At 64.0% G+C, this 19,032-nt stretch carries 18 protein-coding genes and 1 riboswitch; of the genes, 10 read left to right on the forward strand and 8 right to left on the reverse strand.

All coding sequences use genetic code 11. The annotated features are described in order from the left end of the window. Positions 1–94 precede the first annotated feature (94 nt). Complete coding sequence (locus AABD04_RS10300; protein ID WP_243609946.1) at positions 95–1,069, forward strand: carbohydrate kinase family protein; 975 nt, start codon at positions 95–97, stop codon at positions 1,067–1,069. A 43-nt stretch (positions 1,070–1,112) separates the two neighbouring features. On the opposite strand, the gene asnB is transcribed toward AABD04_RS10300, so the two are convergent. Next, positions 1,113–3,041 carry an asparagine synthase (glutamine-hydrolyzing) gene (asnB, locus tag AABD04_RS10305; RefSeq protein ID WP_341441112.1) on the reverse strand — a complete coding sequence of 643 codons (1,929 nt, stop codon included), beginning with the start codon at positions 3,039–3,041 and terminating at the stop codon, positions 1,113–1,115. 221 nt (positions 3,042–3,262) lie between these two features. Here asnB and ctaC point away from each other — a divergent pair, with 221 nt between their 5' ends. Both ctaC and AABD04_RS10315 read left to right on the forward strand, forming a co-directional pair. Continuing rightward, entirely contained in the window at positions 3,263–4,345 is a 1,083-nt protein-coding gene (ctaC, locus tag AABD04_RS10310) for an aa3-type cytochrome oxidase subunit II (protein WP_243595109.1), read from the forward strand. Positions 4,346–4,363: 18 nt separating this feature from the next. Further along, positions 4,364–4,780, forward strand: coding sequence for a cytochrome c oxidase subunit 4 (locus tag AABD04_RS10315; protein ID WP_243595031.1), 417 nt, complete (start codon positions 4,364–4,366; stop codon positions 4,778–4,780). Positions 4,781–4,900: 120 nt separating this feature from the next. Here AABD04_RS10315 and AABD04_RS10320 read toward each other — a convergent pair whose 3' ends face one another. The 5 genes from AABD04_RS10320 to ctaE all read right to left on the reverse strand — a co-directional run bounded on the left by AABD04_RS10320 (position 4,901) and on the right by ctaE (position 9,931). After that, a complete protein-coding gene (locus AABD04_RS10320) occupies positions 4,901–5,176 on the reverse strand; it encodes a helix-turn-helix domain-containing protein (protein WP_243595030.1) in 276 nt (91 codons plus the stop codon). Between the two features lie 213 nt (positions 5,177–5,389). After that, positions 5,390–7,183, reverse strand: coding sequence for a cytochrome bc1 complex cytochrome b subunit (gene qcrB / locus AABD04_RS10325; protein ID WP_341441113.1), 1,794 nt, complete (start codon positions 7,181–7,183; stop codon positions 5,390–5,392). Continuing rightward, entirely contained in the window at positions 7,180–8,391 is a 1,212-nt protein-coding gene (gene qcrA, locus AABD04_RS10330) for a cytochrome bc1 complex Rieske iron-sulfur subunit (protein ID WP_341441114.1), read from the reverse strand. The genes qcrB and qcrA overlap by 4 nt, the downstream gene beginning before the upstream one ends. Further along, on the reverse strand, positions 8,388–9,236 hold the full coding sequence (gene qcrC, locus AABD04_RS10335) for a cytochrome bc1 complex diheme cytochrome c subunit (protein WP_341441115.1): 849 nt from the start codon (positions 9,234–9,236) through the stop codon (positions 8,388–8,390). Before qcrC ends, qcrA begins: the two co-directional genes overlap by 4 nt. An 83-nt stretch (positions 9,237–9,319) precedes the next feature. After that, positions 9,320–9,931 (reverse strand): aa3-type cytochrome oxidase subunit III, encoded by a 612-nt coding sequence (gene ctaE, locus AABD04_RS10340; RefSeq protein WP_341441116.1) that lies wholly within the window; start codon positions 9,929–9,931, stop codon positions 9,320–9,322. Positions 9,932–10,082: 151 nt separating this feature from the next. On the opposite strand from ctaE, the gene AABD04_RS10345 reads away from it, so the two are divergent. Both AABD04_RS10345 and trpD read left to right on the forward strand, forming a co-directional pair. After that, a complete protein-coding gene (locus AABD04_RS10345) occupies positions 10,083–10,559 on the forward strand; it encodes a hypothetical protein (RefSeq protein WP_341441117.1) in 477 nt (158 codons plus the stop codon). A 49-nt stretch (positions 10,560–10,608) separates the two neighbouring features. Beyond that, a complete protein-coding gene (gene trpD, locus AABD04_RS10350) occupies positions 10,609–11,670 on the forward strand; it encodes an anthranilate phosphoribosyltransferase (RefSeq protein ID WP_341441118.1) in 1,062 nt (353 codons plus the stop codon). 13 nt (positions 11,671–11,683) lie between these two features. On the opposite strand, the gene AABD04_RS10355 is transcribed toward trpD, so the two are convergent. Further along, positions 11,684–11,959 (reverse strand): Lrp/AsnC family transcriptional regulator, encoded by a 276-nt coding sequence (locus AABD04_RS10355; protein WP_027497377.1) that lies wholly within the window; start codon positions 11,957–11,959, stop codon positions 11,684–11,686. A 101-nt stretch (positions 11,960–12,060) separates the two neighbouring features. Next, positions 12,061–13,812: a DEDD exonuclease domain-containing protein gene (locus tag AABD04_RS10360; protein WP_341441119.1), complete on the reverse strand. Its 1,752-nt coding sequence runs from the start codon at positions 13,810–13,812 to the stop codon at positions 12,061–12,063. Between the two features lie 203 nt (positions 13,813–14,015). Here AABD04_RS10360 and AABD04_RS10365 point away from each other — a divergent pair, with 203 nt between their 5' ends. From AABD04_RS10365 to AABD04_RS10385, 5 genes are all read left to right on the forward strand, one after another. After that, on the forward strand, positions 14,016–14,240 hold the full coding sequence (locus AABD04_RS10365; protein ID WP_374639748.1) for a hypothetical protein: 225 nt from the start codon (positions 14,016–14,018) through the stop codon (positions 14,238–14,240). 115 nt (positions 14,241–14,355) lie between these two features. After that, positions 14,356–14,519: riboswitch (cyclic di-AMP (ydaO/yuaA leader) on the forward strand. Between the two features lie 16 nt (positions 14,520–14,535). Next, on the forward strand, positions 14,536–15,090 hold the full coding sequence (locus tag AABD04_RS10370) for a C40 family peptidase (RefSeq protein ID WP_243595022.1): 555 nt from the start codon (positions 14,536–14,538) through the stop codon (positions 15,088–15,090). A gap of 281 nt (positions 15,091–15,371) precedes the next feature. After that, positions 15,372–16,460, forward strand: a complete 1,089-nt coding sequence (locus AABD04_RS10375) for an NlpC/P60 family protein (protein WP_423228131.1) — start codon at positions 15,372–15,374, stop codon at positions 16,458–16,460. Positions 16,461–16,491: 31 nt separating this feature from the next. After that, entirely contained in the window at positions 16,492–17,862 is a 1,371-nt protein-coding gene (locus tag AABD04_RS10380; RefSeq protein ID WP_341441121.1) for a hypothetical protein, read from the forward strand. 23 nt (positions 17,863–17,885) lie between these two features. Then, positions 17,886–19,010: a glycosyltransferase family 4 protein gene (locus AABD04_RS10385; RefSeq protein ID WP_341441122.1), complete on the forward strand. Its 1,125-nt coding sequence runs from the start codon at positions 17,886–17,888 to the stop codon at positions 19,008–19,010. Positions 19,011–19,032 lie beyond the last annotated feature (22 nt).

Here is a 19,032-nt window from a genome sequence, read left to right on the forward strand (position 1 = left end):
ATTCGACTGTGACCGATACACGTAAGCGTGTATCGGTCACAGTTGTGTCTGCCTGTCACTTCCCCAGCATTTACGAACCGAAAGGCCCTCCTTCGTGACTCTCGCGGTATCCGGCTCGATAGCGACCGACCATTTGATGCGATTCTCCGGACGGTTCGCCGAGCAGATCGTTGCCGATCAGCTCTCGAACATATCGCTGAGCTTTCTGGTGGACGATCTGGTCATCCGCAAGGGCGGCGTCGGCGGAAACATTGCATACGCACTGGGAGTTCTCGGCGGTGCGCCACTGCTCGTCGGAGCTGTGGGACCGGACTTCGCCGAATATCGAACCTGGCTCGAAGAGCACGGAGTGGACTGCAGTGGCGTGAGCGTCTCCGCCACCGCGCACACCGCCCGCTTCGTCTGCACCACGGACGAGGACATGGCGCAGATCGCGTCGTTCTACCCCGGGGCGATGAGCGAGGCCCGTGATATTTCCATCGAGGCACTGGCGGCGGAGAACAAGATGGACCTGGTTCTCATCGGTGCCAACGACCCCGACGCCATGACCGCGCACACGGCACAGTGTCGTGCTGCCGGCATCCCGTTCGCGGCCGACCCGTCACAGCAGCTCGCCCGGCTCGACGCCGCGCAGGCAACCGACTTGATCGACGGTGCCGCGTACCTGTTCACCAACGAGTACGAGTGGGCGCTCCTCAAGCAGAAGACGGGCATGTCCGACGCAGACATCGCCGCGAAGGTGGATCTGCGTGTCACGACGCTGGGTAAGCGCGGCGTCGACATCGTCGCCAAAGGCGGCGAACACACTCACATCGGTGTCGTACCCGAGACGAGCAAGGTCGACCCGACCGGTGTCGGCGACGGCTTCCGGGCCGGTTTCCTCACCGCGCACATGGGCGGAGCCAGCATCGAACGTGCAGCGCAACTCGGTTCGCTGGTGGCCGTGCTGGTGCTCGAGACCACCGGCACTCAGGAATGGGAACTCAACCGCGACGACGCGATCAAGCGTCTGACCGCGGCGTACGGTGCCGAGGCGGGCGAGGAGATCGGCGCACTGCTTCCGGCGTGATGATGGTCGGTCTTCCCGCCCGGTGCGGGCGGGAAGACCGCGATCAGATGTTGACCGGGTACTCCGGTTCGGCGATCTGCGGCACGATGCGCTTCTCCACGAAGATGCCGTGCCACACCATGAAGATGAGCAGTGTCCACAGCCGACGGCTGTGATCGGACTTGCCGGCGCGGTGATCGTCGAGCATCGCGACGATGGCGGTCTTGTTCAGCAGATGGTCGGTCTGCGATTCGGCGATCTGCTGATGCGCCCAGTCGAAGAGTTCCGGGCCGCGCAGCCAATGGCGCAGCGGCACCGGGAATCCCAACTTGGCGCGATGCAGCACATGACCTGGAACGATTCCCTCGAGCGCCTGCCGCAGTGCGTACTTGGTGGTGGTCTTGGTGATCTTCTGCTCGAGCGGCAGCTTCTCGGCGACCTTGTAGACCTCGGAGTCGAGGAACGGAACTCGGAGCTCGAGCGAGTTCGCCATGGTGATCTTGTCGGCCTTGACCAGAATGTCGCCGCGTAGCCACGTGAACAGATCCAGGTGTTGCATGCGAGCCACCGGATCCCAGCCCTGCGATTGCGCGTAGATCGGAGCGGTCACGTCCTGGTGCGTCCACTCGGATCTGAATTCGCGCAACACCGATCGCAACTGCGCATCGTTGAAACTGCGAGCGTTGCCGTAGTACCGCTCTTCGAGGGTCATGGAGCCTCGGTTGAGCAGGCTCTTTCCGCGAGTGCCTTCCGGGATCCGCTCGCTCAGCGAACCCGCTGCGCGGCGCAGGAAGGCAGGAAGCGACTCGAACGGCTTCAACGACAGTGGTTCGCGGTAGATGGTGTAGCCGCCGAACAACTCGTCTGCACCTTCACCGGAGAGCACGACCTTCACATGCTTGCGGGCTTCCTTGGCGACGAAGTACAACGGTACGAGCGCTGGGTCGGCGACCGGGTCGTCGAGGTACCAGACGATTTCGGGAATGGACGCCGCGAACTCCTCCGGTCCGACGACCTTCACGATGTGGCGCGCACCGATGGCGGCCGCCGACTCCGCTGCGACATCGACCTCGGAGTAGCCATCGCGCTCGAATCCTGTGGTGAACGTGATCAGGTCGGGATTGTGGCGGATTGCCAGGGCCGCGATCGCCGTCGAATCGATGCCGCCCGACAGGAACGAGCCGACGGTGACGTCGGCGCGCATGTGCTTGGCCACCGAGTCCTCCAGGGCCTCGGCGATCTCCTGGTAGCGAGCCTTCTCGCTGCCGGGTGCGAAGGGCTGCACCGGAAACTTCGGCGTGAAGTAGCGAGTGACCTTCGGCGGCGTACCGGGGGAGAGGGTGGCGTAGCAGCCCGATTCGAGCCGCCGAACGCCGGCGTGCAGGGTCTCGGGCTCGGGGACGTACTGCAGCACGGTGTAGTGCTCGATGGCGCGCGGATCGAGATCGGTGTCGACGCCGACCGTGTCCAACAGTTCGAGCACACTCTTCTTCTCGCTGCCGAAGGCGGTGCCTCCCGGCCCGGTGGCGAGAAACAGCGGTTTGATGCCGAACGGATCCCGGGCGATGAACATCTCGCGGGTCTCGGTGTCCCAGACGGCGAACGCGAACATGCCCCTCAGCCGCTGCACTGCGGCGGCACCCCAGTAGTGGAACGCTGCGACGATCGATTCGCTGTCACCCTCGGTGACGAATTCCGCACCGTGGTCGCGGGCCAGTTCGGCCCGCAGTTCCAGGTAGTTGTAGATCTCTCCGTTGAACACGAGTGCGTACCGGTTCGGCGACTCGGGCGGTCCCCACCGCATCGGTTGATGGGAGTGCTCGATGTCGATGAAGGACAACCTGTTGAACCCGTAGACGACATCGTCGTCGTGCCAGGTGCCACCGGGCTCGTCCGGCCCGCGGTGTCGCATGCAATGGGTCGCCGAACTCACCAGTTCGACGCCTGCGGCGGTCGTTCCGTGAGATGTCAGTACTCCGAGCAGTCCACACACAGCGTCTGCTACCTCTTCTCGCAGTTGGGGACAATGCAGGGATGGGTCTCCGCGAGGTCGTCAGCGGGACCGTGGATCAGGATCCGAGTATGCCGCAGACACGCTGGGTCGTCGGTAACGACCCGAGAGTGGTTCGCCGCCGGCTTTGGTCTACGCTGCGTAGTACTCGGGCATCTGCATGTGGAAGCCCTTATTCTTCAGTGGTGGGCAATCAGGAAGGCGTGAACGTGGCGCAGAGTCGGATCCTTCGTCGAGCGGGGCTGACAGCATTTCTCGGTGTAGCCGCGTTGATGCTGTCGGGCTGTTCCATCAGCAGCGACAACGTACTCAATTTCGGTTTCGCCTCGGGCGTCACCCCTCAGGGGCGACGCATCGGCGATCTGTGGACGTGGTCGGTCATTGCTGCCCTGGTCATGGGCATCATCGTGTGGGTTCTGATCTTCTGGGTGGTGTTGTTCCACCGTAAGAAGAAGAGCTCACCGGAGTTCCCCCGCCAGACGGCATACAACGTTCCATTGGAGCTGTTCTACACAGCGGTCCCGTTCGTGATCATCGCCGTTCTCTTCTACTTCACCGTGGTGGTTCAGAACTACGTGGACGAGAAGCAGGCCGATCCGGACGTTCAGGTCGATGTCACGGCGTACCAGTGGAACTGGAAGTTCGGATACCGGACCATCGACCTCAAGGACGGTGCCGCCAAGTACGAGGGCACCGACGAGGAAGAGCAGGCTGCCGCCGAGGCTGCCGCAACGCCGGGCGAAGGTGCCGAGGGCAGCGAGGACGGCGAGTTCGTTCCAGGGCCGATCAACGGAGCATCCACTCAGGATCTGTCATACCTGCACTACAACAAGATCGAAACGGTCGGGTCCAGCGACGAGATCCCGGTGCTGGTTCTGCCGACCGGCAAGCGCATCGAATTCGTACTCGCGTCTTCGGACGTCATTCACGGATTCTGGGTTCCGGAGTTCCTGTTCAAGCGTGACGTTCTCCCGAACCCCGAGGAGAACCACTCCGACAACGTCTTCCAGATCAGCGAGATCGAACGCGAGGGCTCTTTCGTCGGGCGGTGCACCGAAATGTGCGGCACCTTCCACTCGATGATGAACTTCGAGGTTCGCGCTGTCTCTCCGGAGCGGTTCGAGCAGTACATCGAACTGCGCAAGCCCACGTCCGAGGGCGGAGAAGCGCTGACCAACGCACAGGCGCTCGAGGCCATCGGCGAAAGCCCCATCGCAACGAGCACCTCGCCGTTCGAGACCGACCGCACCGTCCGTACCGCCGCCACTGTCGCCGAAGGCAACTGACCAAGGAAGCATGCTGATATGAAAATCGAAGCCAAGATCTTCGAGATCCTCACGGTCTTCTTTCTGCTGGTCGGCATCGTGTACGCGTTGTTCACGGGCCTGAGCCGTACCGGTGTGGAGTGGGCCGGAGTCACCGCCATCTTCCTGTCGGTGGGTCTGACGCTCATCGTCGGTACCTACTTCCGTTTCGTCGCGCGCCGCCTCGATACCCGTCCCGAGGACTTCGACGATGCCGAGGTGAGCGACGGTGCAGGCGATCTGGGCTTCTTCAGCCCCGGGAGCTTCTGGCCGATCGTGCTCGCAGGTGCTGCATCCATCACCGCTCTCGGTTTCGCGTTCTTCCAGCCGTGGTTGATCGCTCTCGGCGTCGTCTGCGTCATCGCGTCTGCTGCAGGCCTGGTCTTCGAGTACCACGTGGGTGCCGAGAAGCACTGACGTCACCAGCTTCACCCGAAAAGGGCCCTGGTCGTTCTCACGAACGACCAGGGCCCTTTTCCGATGTATCTGTATGGGCACGAGGGTAGAGCCGAAATACGCCACCCTCAAGGGGATGTGTCAGGAGGCGTCGGCCTCGGTACGTGGGCGGACGGGAGTGCAGGTCGAGTCGGCAAGCGAGTCGAGCGAGACGTTCAGCGCACCACACAGAGCAGCAACGGTGAAGAACGCCGGAGTCGGGATGCGGCCGGTCTCGATCTTCCGCAGGGTCTCCACCGAGATGCCGGCTGCACCGGCCACGTCGGTCATGGTTCGGCCGCCACGGGCCTGACGGAGAGCGGTGCCGAGCCTGGCGCCGCGGGCGAGTTCGCCGGGGCTGAGGGGAATGCGGACCATGCACCGATAGTAATACCGGTGGCGTGAACGCCGGAGCTGCCGGGGACGTCACGGGTCGGTGACGTCCCGGGTGCGGGTCCGGGTGCGGGGGAGGGGAGTGGTCCGTTCGTATCGACCGAAAATACGTCCGGTCCGAGCGCGGGTGAGCGTTCTCGGACAAAGCAAAGAGGGCGACACCGTTGCCGGTGCCGCCCTCTTCAGCTTTCTCGTGTGTCAGCGCTCGCTGTCGGTGTCCTGTCGACCCGAGGAGATAGCAGGGTCCTCGTTCGAGTGGAGGCCGTTTCCGTTGCCGTTCGAGTGACCGTTGCCGTTCGAGTGACCATTGCCGTTGGCGTGGCCGTTCGAGTGACCGTGGCCGTTGGCGTGGCCGTTGCCGTTCGAGTGACCATTGCTGTGAATGCCCGCCTGGTAATTGCGGAGCATCGTGAGCTGCTCGTGTTCACCCTTGTGCAGCGCGTCTTCGAGAGCCTTGCTCTGGGCCACCGGATCAGGACTGAACAGCGATCCCGAGCCGGGCTTTCCAGCCGAGCCGAGCTTGTTCATCTTCTTGGGTACGGCTGCGCCCTGGTAATCGAGCGGAATCGGATGTCCGTGATCGTCCACCGGTCCGAGTGGCTGGTGGATTTCCACGTACTGACCGTGCGGCAGGCGCTTGATGATTCCCGTTTCGATGCCGTGCTCGAGCACTGCCCGGTCGCTGCGCTGTAGGCCGATGCAGAAGCGGTAGGCGACGAAGTACGCGATGGGCGGGAGAATCAGAACGCCGATGCGTCCGATCCACGTCATCGCATTGAGCGAGATGTCGAACTTGTATGCGATCAGGTCGTTGACGCACGAGAGTGTCAGAACGACGTAGAACGCGATGGACATCGCACCGATTGCGGTCCGGACCGGCACGTCGCGGGGACGCTGCAACAAGTTGTGGTGAGCAGTGTCGCCGGTCAGTCGCTTCTCGATCCACGGGTAGGCAATCATGACCGTGAACACCAGACCCATGATCACTGCCACCCAGAACACGGCCGGAATGGTGTAGCGACCGGCGATGTAGATGTCCCACGCAGGCCAGAGTCGGGCCAGGCCGTCTGTCCACATCATGTAGAAGTCGGGCTGCGAGCCAGCCGACACCTGGGACGGGTTGTACGGGCCCAGGTTCCAGATCGGGTTGATCTGCAGTAATCCGCCCATCGCGGCGAGCACACCGAAGGTCACGGCGAAGAAGGCACCGGACTTGACCGCGAACACCGGGAGGATGCGAACGCCGACGACGTTCTTCTCCGTGCGGCCGGGTCCGGGGAACTGCGTGTGCTTCTGGTACCAGACCAAGGCCAGGTGAGCTGCGATCAGAGCCAAAATGATGGCCGGTAGAAGTAGGACGTGAGCGACGTACAGGCGCGGAATGATGATGGTGCCCGGGAAGTCCCCGTCGAAGATCAGCCAGTGCATCCAGGTTCCGACGATCGGGATACTCATCGTGATGCCTGAGAAGGCCGCCCTCAGGCCCGTGCCCGACAGGAGGTCGTCGGGAAGCGAGTAGCCGAAGAAGCCCTCGAACATGGCGAGGATCAGCAGGAGGCAACCGATGACCCAGTTGGCCTCACGCGGGCGACGGAACGCACCGGTGAAGAAGATGCGCGCCATGTGCACGATGATCGACGCCGCGAACATCAATGCTGCCCAGTGGTGGATCTGCCGCATGAACAGACCACCGCGTACCTCGAACGAGATATCGAGGGCAGTGGCGTATGCACGCGACATCGTCACGCCGTTGAGTGGGGTGTACGCGCCGTCGTACACGACCTCGCTGAGTGATGGATCGAAGAACAGGGTGAGGAACACGCCCGAGATCAGCAGGATGACGAAGCTGTAGAGCGCGATTTCGCCGAGCAAGAACGACCAATGGGTAGGGAACACCTTGTTGATCTGACGGCGCAGCCCCGGTGCCAAGTGATACCGGCTGTCCACGTCGTCGGCCTGCTTGGCGGCGAGGGTTTGCAATGAAGGACTCATGAATCACGCTCCGGTCTACGTTCCCAGAAGGCGGGACCCAGTGCTTCGTTGAAATCTCCGCGTGCCACTAGGTATCCCTCCTCGTTGACTGTGATGGGAAGCTGAGGCAGCGCGCGCGCGGCCGGTCCGAAAACCGGCTTGGCGTACTCGAGCGCGTCGAACTGCGACTGATGGCAAGGGCAAAGAATGCGATTTGTCTGCTGCTCGTACAACGATGTCGGGCAACCCAGGTGCGTGCAGATCTTGGAGTAGGCGAAGTAATCGCCGTAGTTGAAGCTCTCTTGGCCCTTGCGCTTGACAACAGAGTTGGCGGCGTCGGGGCGCAGGCGAATGAGCATGACCGAGTTGCGAATTCCACGCAACGACACGAGCAGGTCGTGCTCGCTTTCGCGGTCCGCTTCGCGGAACGGGAAGACGGTCTCCATAGCACCAGCGTCCAAGTCCTCGGGCCGAACGAGAACGACATCTTCCGGTCGCCCGGTGTCTCGTCGGAGGTAGATGGTCTCTCCATCGTAGCGAGGAGTCCACCCGGATACCCACAACGGAGAATCTTCGCCCTTGGCCCACGGATTCTTGATCAGGCCACCGAGGGGTAGTAGTGCCATCACGCCGAGTGCCCCACCGCCGAAGAGCAGCGACCTCTTGATCACTTTGCGGCGACCGATCGTGGAAGTGTCGAGCGAGTCACCCAGTTCGGCCACCAAGGTCTTGCGGTCCGTCTCGGACGAACTGCCGTCGTGGCGGTCCTGGATGGAGACCTCTTCGGGGATGAACTTCTTGGTGAACTGAACCGCTCCGACGCCGACGGCAAGGATCGCCAGACCCATCGTGCCGCCGATCAGGGGCGTGTAGAGAGAGTAGAGGTTGTAGTTCTCGTCACCGATTCCGGCGTACTGCCACGGCCAGAAGAGGTAGATGCCGATGAAGGCGACTGCAGACAGACCGGCGATCGCGAACCAGATCGCCACGCTGCGCTCGGCTCGCTTCTCCGCACGAGTACCTTCCACAGCCCAACGGTTGCGGCGGAAGGCGACGTCGACACCGTCGAGGTTGGTGCCGAGTGCGACAAGTTCGTCGCGGCTCATCGCAGCAAGTTCTTCGTCGGTGTACTTCTTGTTCGCGTTCACGCCTTCGGCACCGGATGCATCCTTGCGTCCGGTTTCGTCGTCGTTGTTCGCGTCCTTACGGCCGGAATCGCCGTCGGTCATGATCTAGCTCCGATCCACAAAGTTGCGCCGACGACTGCGGCGATGCCGACAACCCACAGGGCGACCATCTCGGTACCCGGGCCGAAGCCTGCGAGGCCCCAACCGCCGGCGGCCTTGGTTTCCTGAGCCGACTTGACGTAAGCGATGATGTCCGACTTCTCCTCGATCGTCAGCTGACGATCGGAGAACTTCGGCATATTTTGCGGTCCGGTGACCATGGCGGTGTAGATCTGCTGCTCGTTGGCGGGCCCCAGATCCGGCGCGAACTTGCCCGAGGACAGCGCGCCGCCCTGACCGGTGAAGTTGTGGCAGGACGCGCAGTTCAACCGAAACAGCTCACTACCGCGTGCGATGTCGTCGCCGCGGAGAGACTCCTGGGCGATCTCGCCGTTGTCGTCGAGGATGACCGTGGGTCCGCCGCCGTTGGCCTGAACGTAGGCACCGAGGGCATCGATCTGCTTGTCGTTGAACTTCGGCGGCTTGCGTAGAGCCTGTGCCTCGTTGCGAACGGCGGGCATCCGGCCACTCGACACCTGGAAGTAGACAGCTGCTTCGCCGACACCGATGAGGCTCGGTCCGCGATCTTGAACGCCCTGCAGATTGACGCCGTGGCACGTGACGCAGGACGTGTCGTACAGCTGCTTGCCTTCACGGATCAGCGCTGCCGAATCGGTGTCGGCGGTGGCAACCTGCGGGGCAGGCGTCAACGCCGAAGCGAGGAATCCCGCGCTCAGAAGGCCCATCATCAGGACGAGGGCACCGGTGATACGTCGACGCGTCTTACGCTGCCGTCTCGTCTTGGAGGCGGCTTTGTCGACGGGTGCTGCTGGGGGAGATGTACTCATCTTCTATCCCTTGTCGTGTCGGGACTGACCGAACGTCGGGGGCTGAATCCGTTCGCTCGCTATCTTTGGCCTGCTGAACATCACTAGCGGATGAAGTAGATCGTTGCGAAGAGGGCAATCCAGACGATGTCGACGAAGTGCCAGTAGTAAGAAACGACGATTGCGGCGGTGGCCTGCGCGGGCGTGAACTTACTGACCAACGTTCTGGTGATCAGGAAGACGAAGGCGATGAGCCCGCCGATGACGTGCAGACCGTGAAAGCCGGTCGTGATGTAGAAGACCGAGCCGTACACGCTGCTCGACAGCGTCGTGCCCTCGTGCACCAGGTGGTAGTACTCGTACGCTTGGCCGGCCACGAAGAACGCGCCCATGGCCAAGGTGACGATGTACCACCTGCGGAGGCCGAAGACGTCTCCACGTTCAGCGGCGAAAACGCCCAGCTGACACGTGAACGACGATGCGATCAGCACAGCCGTCACCGGCACCGCGAGACCGAGGTTGAGTTCGGTCGGCTCCGGTGGCCAAATTCCGTTCGCCTGAGCGCGTGCGACGAAATACATCGCAAACAGCCCGGCGAAGAACATGAGTTCACTCGACAGCCACACGATCGTGCCGACGCTGACCATATTGGGACGGTTCAGCGAGTGCACGCGTTGGGTGATTGCCGATCCTTGAGTCCCTACAGCGCTCGTCACAAAGAGAAGTATGACCCGTCGTAGTACGGAAGGCATATCCGGGTCCACTCTTGGCGCGTCGCGTGTCAACGAATCCAATCGGGTCCTTGTTCCCGTGCAGGTCAAGGACCCAGTACGGGCCGGTAGGGTCCAGTCGTGCAAGGCTGGCCTCATGGCAAAGAGCACCGGCGGTGGATGGCTTCGGAGACTGTTCTCGCGATCGACGGCAGAACGTCTGGACCCCACTCGACACGATCTGGTGATAGTGGCGAGCTGCTTCGACGACGCACAGGCGTGTTCGGCGGTACTCGACGACGCGGCGCGAACCCGGCCGGAGTGGACGGACTCGGCGGACGTGGTGCTTCGGCATCACCTACTGCTGCCGTCCCAACACGTCGAGGACGCCGCAGCGGTTGCAGCTCAGGACGGCTACGAAGTGGGGCCCAGCGCCGACTTACCGGATACCGCCGGTTATCGCCCACAGGTCGACGACGGTGTCGCTCTGGTTCTGCAACGTGTGCAGGTGCTCGACGCCTTGCACTGCTCGCAGGAACGCTCCCGGATGGCGGGCCTCGCTCAGCGGCGCGGGGGAGTCGTGCTCGGCTGGGACGCGCTGCAGCCCGCGCAGTCCGACGCAGCGACTGGCTAAGCTTCCACGGCACCACGTCCGCCGCCATGGATCGACGAACGGAACAGTCTTGAACGCACCGACCACTGACGAGCAGCCGCGAACGTGGCGTCGAATCCTCGGCGCGTTGACGACGAACATCGACCTGTCCAGTGCCGACACCGCCTGGGCTATGGACGAGATCATGGCCGACAACGCCACGGCCGCGCAGATCGCTGCGTTCGGAGTTGCCCTGAGGATGAAGGGGCCCACTCCGGCGGAAGTGAGCGGACTCGCCGAATCGATGCTGGCACACGCCGTGCTCGTCGATACGGATCCCGATGCCGTCGACGTCGTGGGCACCGGAGGTGACGGGGCCGACACCGTCAACATCTCGACCATGGCCGCGATCGTCGTTGCCGCCAGCGGCACGAGAGTGGTCAAGCACGGCAACCGCGCAGCGTCGTCCAAGAGCGGCACCACCGACGTGCTCGAGGCGCTGGGGGTCCGCGTGACACTGGGAGCCGACGCGGTCGCGTCCAGTGTCGAGCAGGTCGGCATCGGGTTCTGCTTCGCGCCGATACACCACCCGGCACTGCGCTTCGCTGCCGCACCGCGCAAGGAAATCGGAATCCCGACGGTCTTCAATGTTCTTGGGCCACTGACGAATCCGGGGCGTCCGCGCGCCGGCCTGATCGGCTGCGCCTTCGAGAATCTCGCTCCGGTGGTCGCCGACGTGTTCGCCGCCCGTGGCAGCTCGGTGCTCGTCGTACGCGGCGACGACGGACTGGACGAGATCACCCTGTCCACCACCACCACCGTGCACGTGGTGTCCGGGGGCTCGGTCACGGTCGAGTCGATCGATCCGCTCGCCTACGGCATAGCCCGGGCACCGATCGAAGCACTCAGAGGCGGTGACGCAGAATTCAATGCGGCAGTGGCCCATCGCGTGTTCGCCGGCGAGCGCGGACCGATCCGCGACGCCGTCCTGCTCAATGCGGCCGCAGCATTGGCGGCGCACCATGGAGTGTCCGGCGACCTCCCCGCCCGCATCGAGGCCGGATTGGCCGCAGCCGCAGCCACTGTCGATTCCGGCGCAGCAGCGCGGCTCCTCGCCGACTGGGCTCGGTGCACCACAGAGCTCGCAGACTGACGTCGATCGGCGACTACTCGCCGATCGAGAACCCCGCATCCACGTCGGCGCTCGAATACGACTGGAACGCAATGTGAGTGGTGGTGCTGCGCACACCTCGCACGCGATTGATGTGCTTGGTGATGACCTCTGCGATCGAGGCATGATCGCGAACCTTGACGATGGCGATCAAATCGACATCTCCGGCACACGAGTAGACCTCCGACACACCGTCGACATCGGCAACGGCCTGCGCCGCCTCCGGAATCAAGTCGGCCTCGGCGTCGATCAAGACGATGGCATTGATCATCTGCGCTCCTCAAGAATCTCGAGCCCAACACATCGCGAGCTTCGAGCAAACCCTAGTTGCTGACGGTCCTCACCGGTCGTTCCGCGGGCTCCACTCGTGCTTCATAAGTCGTTCCGCGGGCTCCACTCCTGCCTCACCGATCGTTCCGCGGGCTCCATTCCTGCCTGCCTCGCTGCTTCTTTGGCCGTCCGACACCACGACTCCCACGAACCTGCCGACCTCGCGGGGCTGCAGTAGCCACTGCTCGTCCGCACGATCCGAACCCCGTCGGTGCGCAGCCAGGACGCGATCAGGGCCACTTCCTCCGGTGGTGCGCCTCTCAGGGGCGTCGTATCGGGAATCACGGTCTCGGCCGACGCGGCGATGGCATCGACCACCGGCATCGGGTGCACTCCGCGCGGCGCGACGGCAGCGCCGGCGAGGCGTCCGAATCGCACCACGATCAACTCCCACCCACCGTCGGGAGTGCGGCGCGCCGCAACGAGTTCGGCAATGGCGGCCACAGCTGCCGACCGATGCATCCTGCGTAGTGCGTCCACGGTGATCGCGATGCGGTCGCGCAGCCGAGCAGCCGTCTCGTACAGCTCCTTGTCCGCGAGGTCGTCGACGCGGCGCCGCATGGAATACAGAACGGCGTCGTCCTGACCGCACACGAGCGCGAGAAACTGCGTCGGAGCCTCCGAGTACTCGTCGGCCGTCAGCGGTCCGGACAGCGCCGCAGGGCAGCCGCCCACGTCGGTTGCCGGGCAGTTGTCACCGTGACGGACCGAGCGAGACAGACGGCGAGTGCACGTTCGTAGACGACAGAACTCCGCGACGAGGGCGGCGGCCTCCGCGGCATCACCGCGAACCGAGAACGGTCCGAGACCGTTCGGTGCCGGTGCGCGAACGATCGACAAGCGAGGGAAGGCCTCGTCGGTCAGGGTGATCCACCACCCCTTCTTGGGGAACTTCGAACGACGGTTGTACGGCGGGATGTGCGCCGAGAGCAGACGCAGTTCCCGGACTCCTGCTTCGAGGGCGTGCGCGCACTCGACGTGGTCGACGCGAGTGGCCAGCGCGACCATCTCCTTCATCCGGCCTCTCGTCTCCGAGCCGGTGAAGTAGTTGCGCACGCGCCGCTTGAGGTTGTTCGACGTACCGACGTACAGCACCTCGTCGGACGGGCCGCGGAACAGATAGACACCGGGCGTGCCGGGAAGATGGGCGGCCAGCCCGCGTTTGGCTCGTTGGCCGGCCGACACCGCTGGTAGGTAGTCGACCAACTCGGCGTAGCTGTGGACCCCCTGATTGCCCACACGCTCGATGAGGCCGTGCAGAACGTCGACTGTCGCTCGGGCGTCGTCGAGCGCGCGGTGCGTCGGTCGGGTGCCGGATCTGAACAGAGTCGACAGCGCAGACAGCTTCACCGACGGTGCCTCGTCGCGCGTGAGAACTCGACGAGCAAGTTTGACGGTGCAGAGCACCTGGAACCGAGGCCATGCGATGTCGAGGCGACTGGCGGCTGCTTTGAGGAATCCGGTGTCGAACCCGGCGTTGTGAGCAACGAGCACCGAACCCCGCGCGAATTCGAGGAAACCGGGCAGTACCCGCTCGATCCGAGGCGCACCGATGAGCATCGCCGACGTGATGCCGGTCAACTCCACGATGTACGGCGGGATCGACCTGCCAGGATCGATGAGGGTGGCGAACTCGCCGAGGATCTCGCCCCCGCGAACCTTCACAGCTCCGATTTCGGTGATGGCTTCGGTGTCAGCGCTGCCGCCGGTGGTCTCGAGGTCGACGACGACGAACGTGGTCTCGTGCAGCGGAGTGTCGAGTTCGTCGAACGTCAGCTGGATGGGCAGGCTCACCGGGACGAGATTAGGTCCGACCTCCGACAGGAATGCCCACCGTGTCGTCGAACGCAGTCGTGTCACGAAACCTGTCGGTGGCCGGCGCTATCTTTCGTTCGATCGGCTGATTCGACCGCCGGAAACCGAAAAGAGACAAGGATCACATGATCATCGACTGCAGTGACTGCCTGGTCCGTGACATCGCGTGTGCGGATTGCGTCGTGACGGTCCTTCTCGGGGCACCCGGGATGCCGGCGAGATCGGATGGGCGGTGGGTCGGACCACCCTCTCGTATCACCCTCGAGCAGGAGGAATTGGGCGCTATGGGGGTGCTTGCCGATGTCGGTCTGGTACCCACGCTCAAGCTCGTAGTGGACGACGACGACACTTCCGAGATTCCGTTGTTATCGACTCGTGACACACCGGGCGACCAACGCGCTGGATAGCTGGTTTCGGGCCGATTTCACTCGCTTCGGCGAGTTGGGGTCGACACGGAGGTATGCCATTTCGTAACCTTCCTGAGACCTTGCGGAGTCTCGCCAGTCCAAACCGGAGTGGCGTCGCAAGTCACCGCCTAATCGTTCACTCGCGAGAGTGTTCGTACCGGGAACCCGATATCTACTGGGGTGAATCCCGCTGAGCCACTGCACAGTGGCCGGTGGGTAGGGCTGCTCTTCCCAGCCCGAACCCGTCAGCTAACTCGGTCGGCGGACGATAGGAAGAAACGGAGCACCATCTTTCGTGGCGTCACAACTTTCCAACCGATCATTGCGGCGAGTCCTCGTAGCCGGAGCGCTCACGGCAGGCGTGGTCATCCTTCCCGCCGCACCCGCAATGGCGGCCCCCCTCACCATTCCCGGCGTCGGAACCTTCGAGATTCCTGACATCCCGGGCCTTCCTCCTCTCAACGTTCCGGGTATGCCTGCACCGGGAGCTCCGTTGGCTCCCCAGGTCACTCCTGCAGCGAAGGCCGTTCAGGCCGCAGAGTCCAAGATCGGCGCACCCTACGTGTACGGCGCTTCGGGTCCGGACTCGTTCGACTGCTCGGGCCTCGTCCAGTGGGCGTACAAGCAGGCCGGCGTCAGCCTGCCCCGCACGAGCTACGACCAGGCAGCCGCAGGCACTCCGGTGTCGCGAGACAGCCTGGCCCCCGGCGACGTCGTTTCGTTCTACGACGGCTCGCACTCGGGCATCTACGTCGGCAACGGCAATGTGGTGCACGCATCCACGTCCGGCGTGCCGGTCAAGGTTGCTCCGCTTGCCTCGATGCCGTTCGACGGCGCTCGCCGTTACTGATTCGAGCGAGCGACGTTCGTTGTGAACGACCGACAGGGTCGAACCGACTACCGGTTCGGCCCTGTTGTCGTATCCCGGGCGGGACGCCCGCGACACGCCGGTCCGGTGGACAGCGGGACGTCCAGTTCGTAATCTGATCGAGACCTGGTCGACGTTTACTTTGTGACCTGTCACCTGAAACCCCCATCGATTTCGGACCGTGATCGCGTCCGCGCCCGTAAGAGCATGGGTAGGGTTCGTTTTCGGTCTATTTTTCCAACCGTTGTCTCGATCGAGACAACATGTGTGAGGACGGAGAGTCGCTTTCCGTGGCGATATCGAGATCTACCCGAGTGGTGCGGCTGGTCCGTAACTCGGTGATTGCTGTCGCGTTGGCCGCGAGCATCACCGTGGTGCCGACAACAACGGCGATCGCACAGCCGGGATTCGACTCGGCGTCCGACGCACAGACCGAACTTGCCGAGCTGTCTCGCGAATCCGAGCAGACCACCGAATCCCTGCACAACGCTCAGATCGATCTCGATGCCAAGAATCAGCAGCAACTCGACGCGCAGGCCGTCGTCGAACAGAGCCGTGCTGCCGTCGACGCAGCGCAGGCACAATTGGCGCAGCTCAAGCCGGCCATGGACAAGGTTGCCAACGTCAACTACCAGGGTGCGCGGACCAATCGACTGTTCGCCGTCATGGTCAGCGACTCGCCACAGCAGTTGCTCGATCAGATGTCGGCACTCGATGTGATCTCGGCGGAGACCGCCGATCAGGTCGCGCGCTTCAAGCAGGCGAGTTCGGACGCCGTGACCGCCGAGCAGGCCGCGAATGCGGCTGCGGATCAGGCACGCGTTGCGGCCGAACAGGCCAAGGTCGTCAGCGACGACCTCCAGGCCAAGCAGAGCGAGTTGCAAGGTCAGATCGCCGAGGTGATGGCCGCCTACAGTGCTCTCACGTCCTCCGAGCAGCTGGCTCTCGCCGGATCGGCACTGCCCGACGGCTTCGATCCCGCAACGATTCTGCAGGGCCTGACGCCCGGATCCGGTGCGAGCGCGCTGCAGGCCGGGCTGACGCAGATCGGCAAGCCCTACGTCTGGGGCGGAACCGGCCCAGATGGCTTCGACTGTTCGGGGTTGGTCGTGTGGGCTTACAAGCAGGTGGGCAAGACGCTGCCGCGGTCGAGTCAGGCGCAGGCAGCAGGCGGAACCCCGGTGGATCAGAAAGATCTGCAGCCGGGAGATGTGGTGCTGTTCTATCCGGACATCTCACACGTGGGTATCTACGCCGGAAACGGCAACGTGCTCCATGCCTCCACCTTCGGTGTTCCCGTGAAGGTGCAGTCGATGGCATCGTTCCCGTACTACGGGGCGCGTCGATACTGACAGTGTGCCTCGACGATCGCCGAACGCCTGCATGAGTGGCTCCAGCGGGCACTCCGGAGTGCATGCTCTCGTGCGATCGGCACGGTTGCGCTGGTTGGCGGTCGTCCTCGTTGCGGCGGTGGCGGTCTCGGCCTTCCTGATTCATCGAGCCGGCACCTCCGACGGCATATCCGACACATCCTCGGCCGTCACCGATCCCCAGGCCTCACCGACCTACGATCAACAGCGCCGCGCCGACGTGACCGTTCTCCTGGATCGGTGGGCTCGCGCGGTTCGTTCCGGCGATGTCGATGCGCTGCGGGAGCTGATGGATCCGCGGGCCGATCCGGGTTTCGTGGAAGCGGAGGTGCGTCGGGCAGCAGTGGTGTCGGCCGTCCCGTTCGCCGATTTCGGCTACGACCTGGGACATGAGCCGGAGACCCCGGTTCCGCCGTCGATCGCAGAGGCGCTCGATGCCACCGACGTCTGGGCGCCCTCGGTGTATCTGCGATACGCGGTCACCGGACCGGACGCATCGCCGACGCGTCGGCCGGTCTCACTCGTCGTGGCCGAGCGAGACGGTCGGTGGCGGTTGGTCGACGACGCGGACCTGTCCGAGTATCGACGCCAGACCTGGCGCGGGCCATGGGATTTCGGACCACTGACCGTGCGTTCGGTGCCCACTGCAGCCGGGACCTCGGTGGTCGTGGGGCATCCGGATCGCGAGCAGTTCGTCGACAGCCTTGCCGCCGAACTCCCATCGGCAACGGCGGCGGTCACCGATTTCTGGGGAGACGACTGGGCGCGCGACGGGCTGGTTTTCGTTGCCTCCTCCGCGGAGGAGTTCGCCGAACTGACGGGGTCCGATCCGTCCACCGATGTGGCCGCGGTGACGGTGTCCGACGCGGTGGCGGGCGACGGCTCCCGTCCGACGGGTCAGCGGGTGGTGTTCGGCCCTGATGCCGCGTCGCGGTTGACGCCGTTCACCCTTCGCTCGGTTCTGCGACACGAATTGACCCATGTGGCAGCGCGTGCGCGGACGACGGACGGTACTCCGCTGTGGGTGTCCGAGGGGTTCGCCGACTATTCCGGGTATCGCAATTCCGGTGCCGACTTCGCGCAATTGGCTCCCACTCTGGCCGCCATCGTGGCGGCAGGGGGGCCGCCGACGGTCTTGCCGAAGAACGAGGATTTCGGTGCCGGTGGCACCCGGTCGAGCGTGGCATACGAGTCGGCGTGGTCGGTGTTCGCGTTCGTAGCCGATCGGTTCGGCGAGTCCACGCTGCGCAGACTGTACGAGGAGCTGGCGTCCGAACCAACGAACGAGGGCCCTGCCGATGCTCCTTTCGAGTCGGTACTGCGGTTGAACCGTGCCCAGTTCGTTGCTTCCTGGGGCGACTGGGTGGCTGCTCGGTCACGCTGAGCCGGGGCGCTACGGTTGTCGCCATGCGTCGTACTCTGCTCGTGACGAACGACTTTCCACCTCGCCCCGGTGGTATCCAGTCCTATCTGCACAGCTTTGCCACGCAGCTACCCGCGGACGAGCTCGTGGTCTACGCACCCCGGTGGCGCGGCGACTCGCACGAGAAGTTCGATGCCCAGCAGCCGTTCGAGGTGATCAGACATCCGACGACGCTGATGTTGCCGACTCCGCTCGTCGCCCGGCGCGCGGCTCGAATTCTGAAGTCGCGAGGGTGCGATTCGGTATGGTTCGGTGCGTCGGCTCCGTTGGCTGTGATGTCGTCGCATCTGCGCAAAGCCGGAGCGGATCGCATCGTGGCGAGTACTCACGGCCACGAGGTCGGCTGGTCGATGGTGCCCGGTGGCCGTGCAACGTTGCGCACGATCGGTGAGAACACCGACGTGGTGACCTATGTCAGCAAGTACACCAGGGGCCGCGTGAGCTCGGCCTTCGGCAGGACCGCCGCGCTCGAGCATCTACCGCCCGGTGTCGATACCGATCGTTTCGTGCCCGACGCCGCCGCGCGCGCGGAACTGCGCTCGCGGTACGGCCTCGGAGATCGCCCCACCGTTCTGTGCCTGTCTCGGCTCGTTCCGCGTAAGGGGCAGGATTTCCTGATCCGAGCGCTTCCCGGAATCCGTCGGGCCGTCGACGGAGCGGTTCTGGTGATCGTCGGCGGCGGGCCCTACGAGAAGACGCTGCGCGAGCTCGTTCGATCCACCGGCATGGAGGAACACGTGGTGTTCACCGGTACCGTGCCGTCCGCGGAGCTTGCCGCCCACCACACCATCGCGGACGTGTTCGCGATGCCGAGCCGCACCCGGGGTGCCGGTCTCGATGTCGAAGGACTCGGAATCGTCTATCTCGAGGCGTCTTCCTGTGGCGTCCCCGTCGTCGCCGGTATGTCCGGAGGTGCACCGGAAGCAGTGCAGCACAACAAGACCGGGCTCGTTGTCGACGGTACGTCGGTCTCGGGCATCACCGACGCGATCGTGCGAATCCTGTCCGATCGAACGCTTGCCACGCAGATGGGCAACGCCGGCCGCGCATGGGTGGACGAGGAATGGCGCTGGGACGTTCTGACCGAGAAGCTCCGGTCACTGATCTGATGCTCGTTGCCGCGAGTCGATG

Source organism: Rhodococcoides navarretei (assembly GCF_038069675.1).
Taxonomy (GTDB): Bacteria; Actinomycetota; Actinomycetes; order Mycobacteriales; family Mycobacteriaceae; genus Rhodococcoides; species Rhodococcoides navarretei.

Coding starts and splice junctions, on each gene's coding strand:
- AABD04_RS10315 (WP_243595031.1), top strand. CDS start 4,364: ATGAAAATCGAAGCCAAGATCTTCGAGATCCTCACGGTCTTCTTTCTG.
- AABD04_RS10320 (WP_243595030.1), bottom strand. CDS start 5,176: ATGGTCCGCATTCCCCTCAGCCCCGGCGAACTCGCCCGCGGCGCCAGG.
- qcrB (WP_341441113.1), bottom strand. CDS start 7,183: ATGAGTCCTTCATTGCAAACCCTCGCCGCCAAGCAGGCCGACGACGTG.
- qcrA (WP_341441114.1), bottom strand. CDS start 8,391: ATGACCGACGGCGATTCCGGCCGTAAGGACGCGAACAACGACGACGAA.
- qcrC (WP_341441115.1), bottom strand. CDS start 9,236: ATGAGTACATCTCCCCCAGCAGCACCCGTCGACAAAGCCGCCTCCAAG.
- AABD04_RS10345 (WP_341441117.1), top strand. CDS start 10,083: ATGGCAAAGAGCACCGGCGGTGGATGGCTTCGGAGACTGTTCTCGCGA.
- AABD04_RS10355 (WP_027497377.1), bottom strand. CDS start 11,959: ATGATCAATGCCATCGTCTTGATCGACGCCGAGGCCGACTTGATTCCG.
- AABD04_RS10375 (WP_423228131.1), top strand. CDS start 15,372: ATGTGTGAGGACGGAGAGTCGCTTTCCGTGGCGATATCGAGATCTACC.
- AABD04_RS10380 (WP_341441121.1), top strand. CDS start 16,492: ATGAGTGGCTCCAGCGGGCACTCCGGAGTGCATGCTCTCGTGCGATCG.
- AABD04_RS10385 (WP_341441122.1), top strand. CDS start 17,886: ATGCGTCGTACTCTGCTCGTGACGAACGACTTTCCACCTCGCCCCGGT.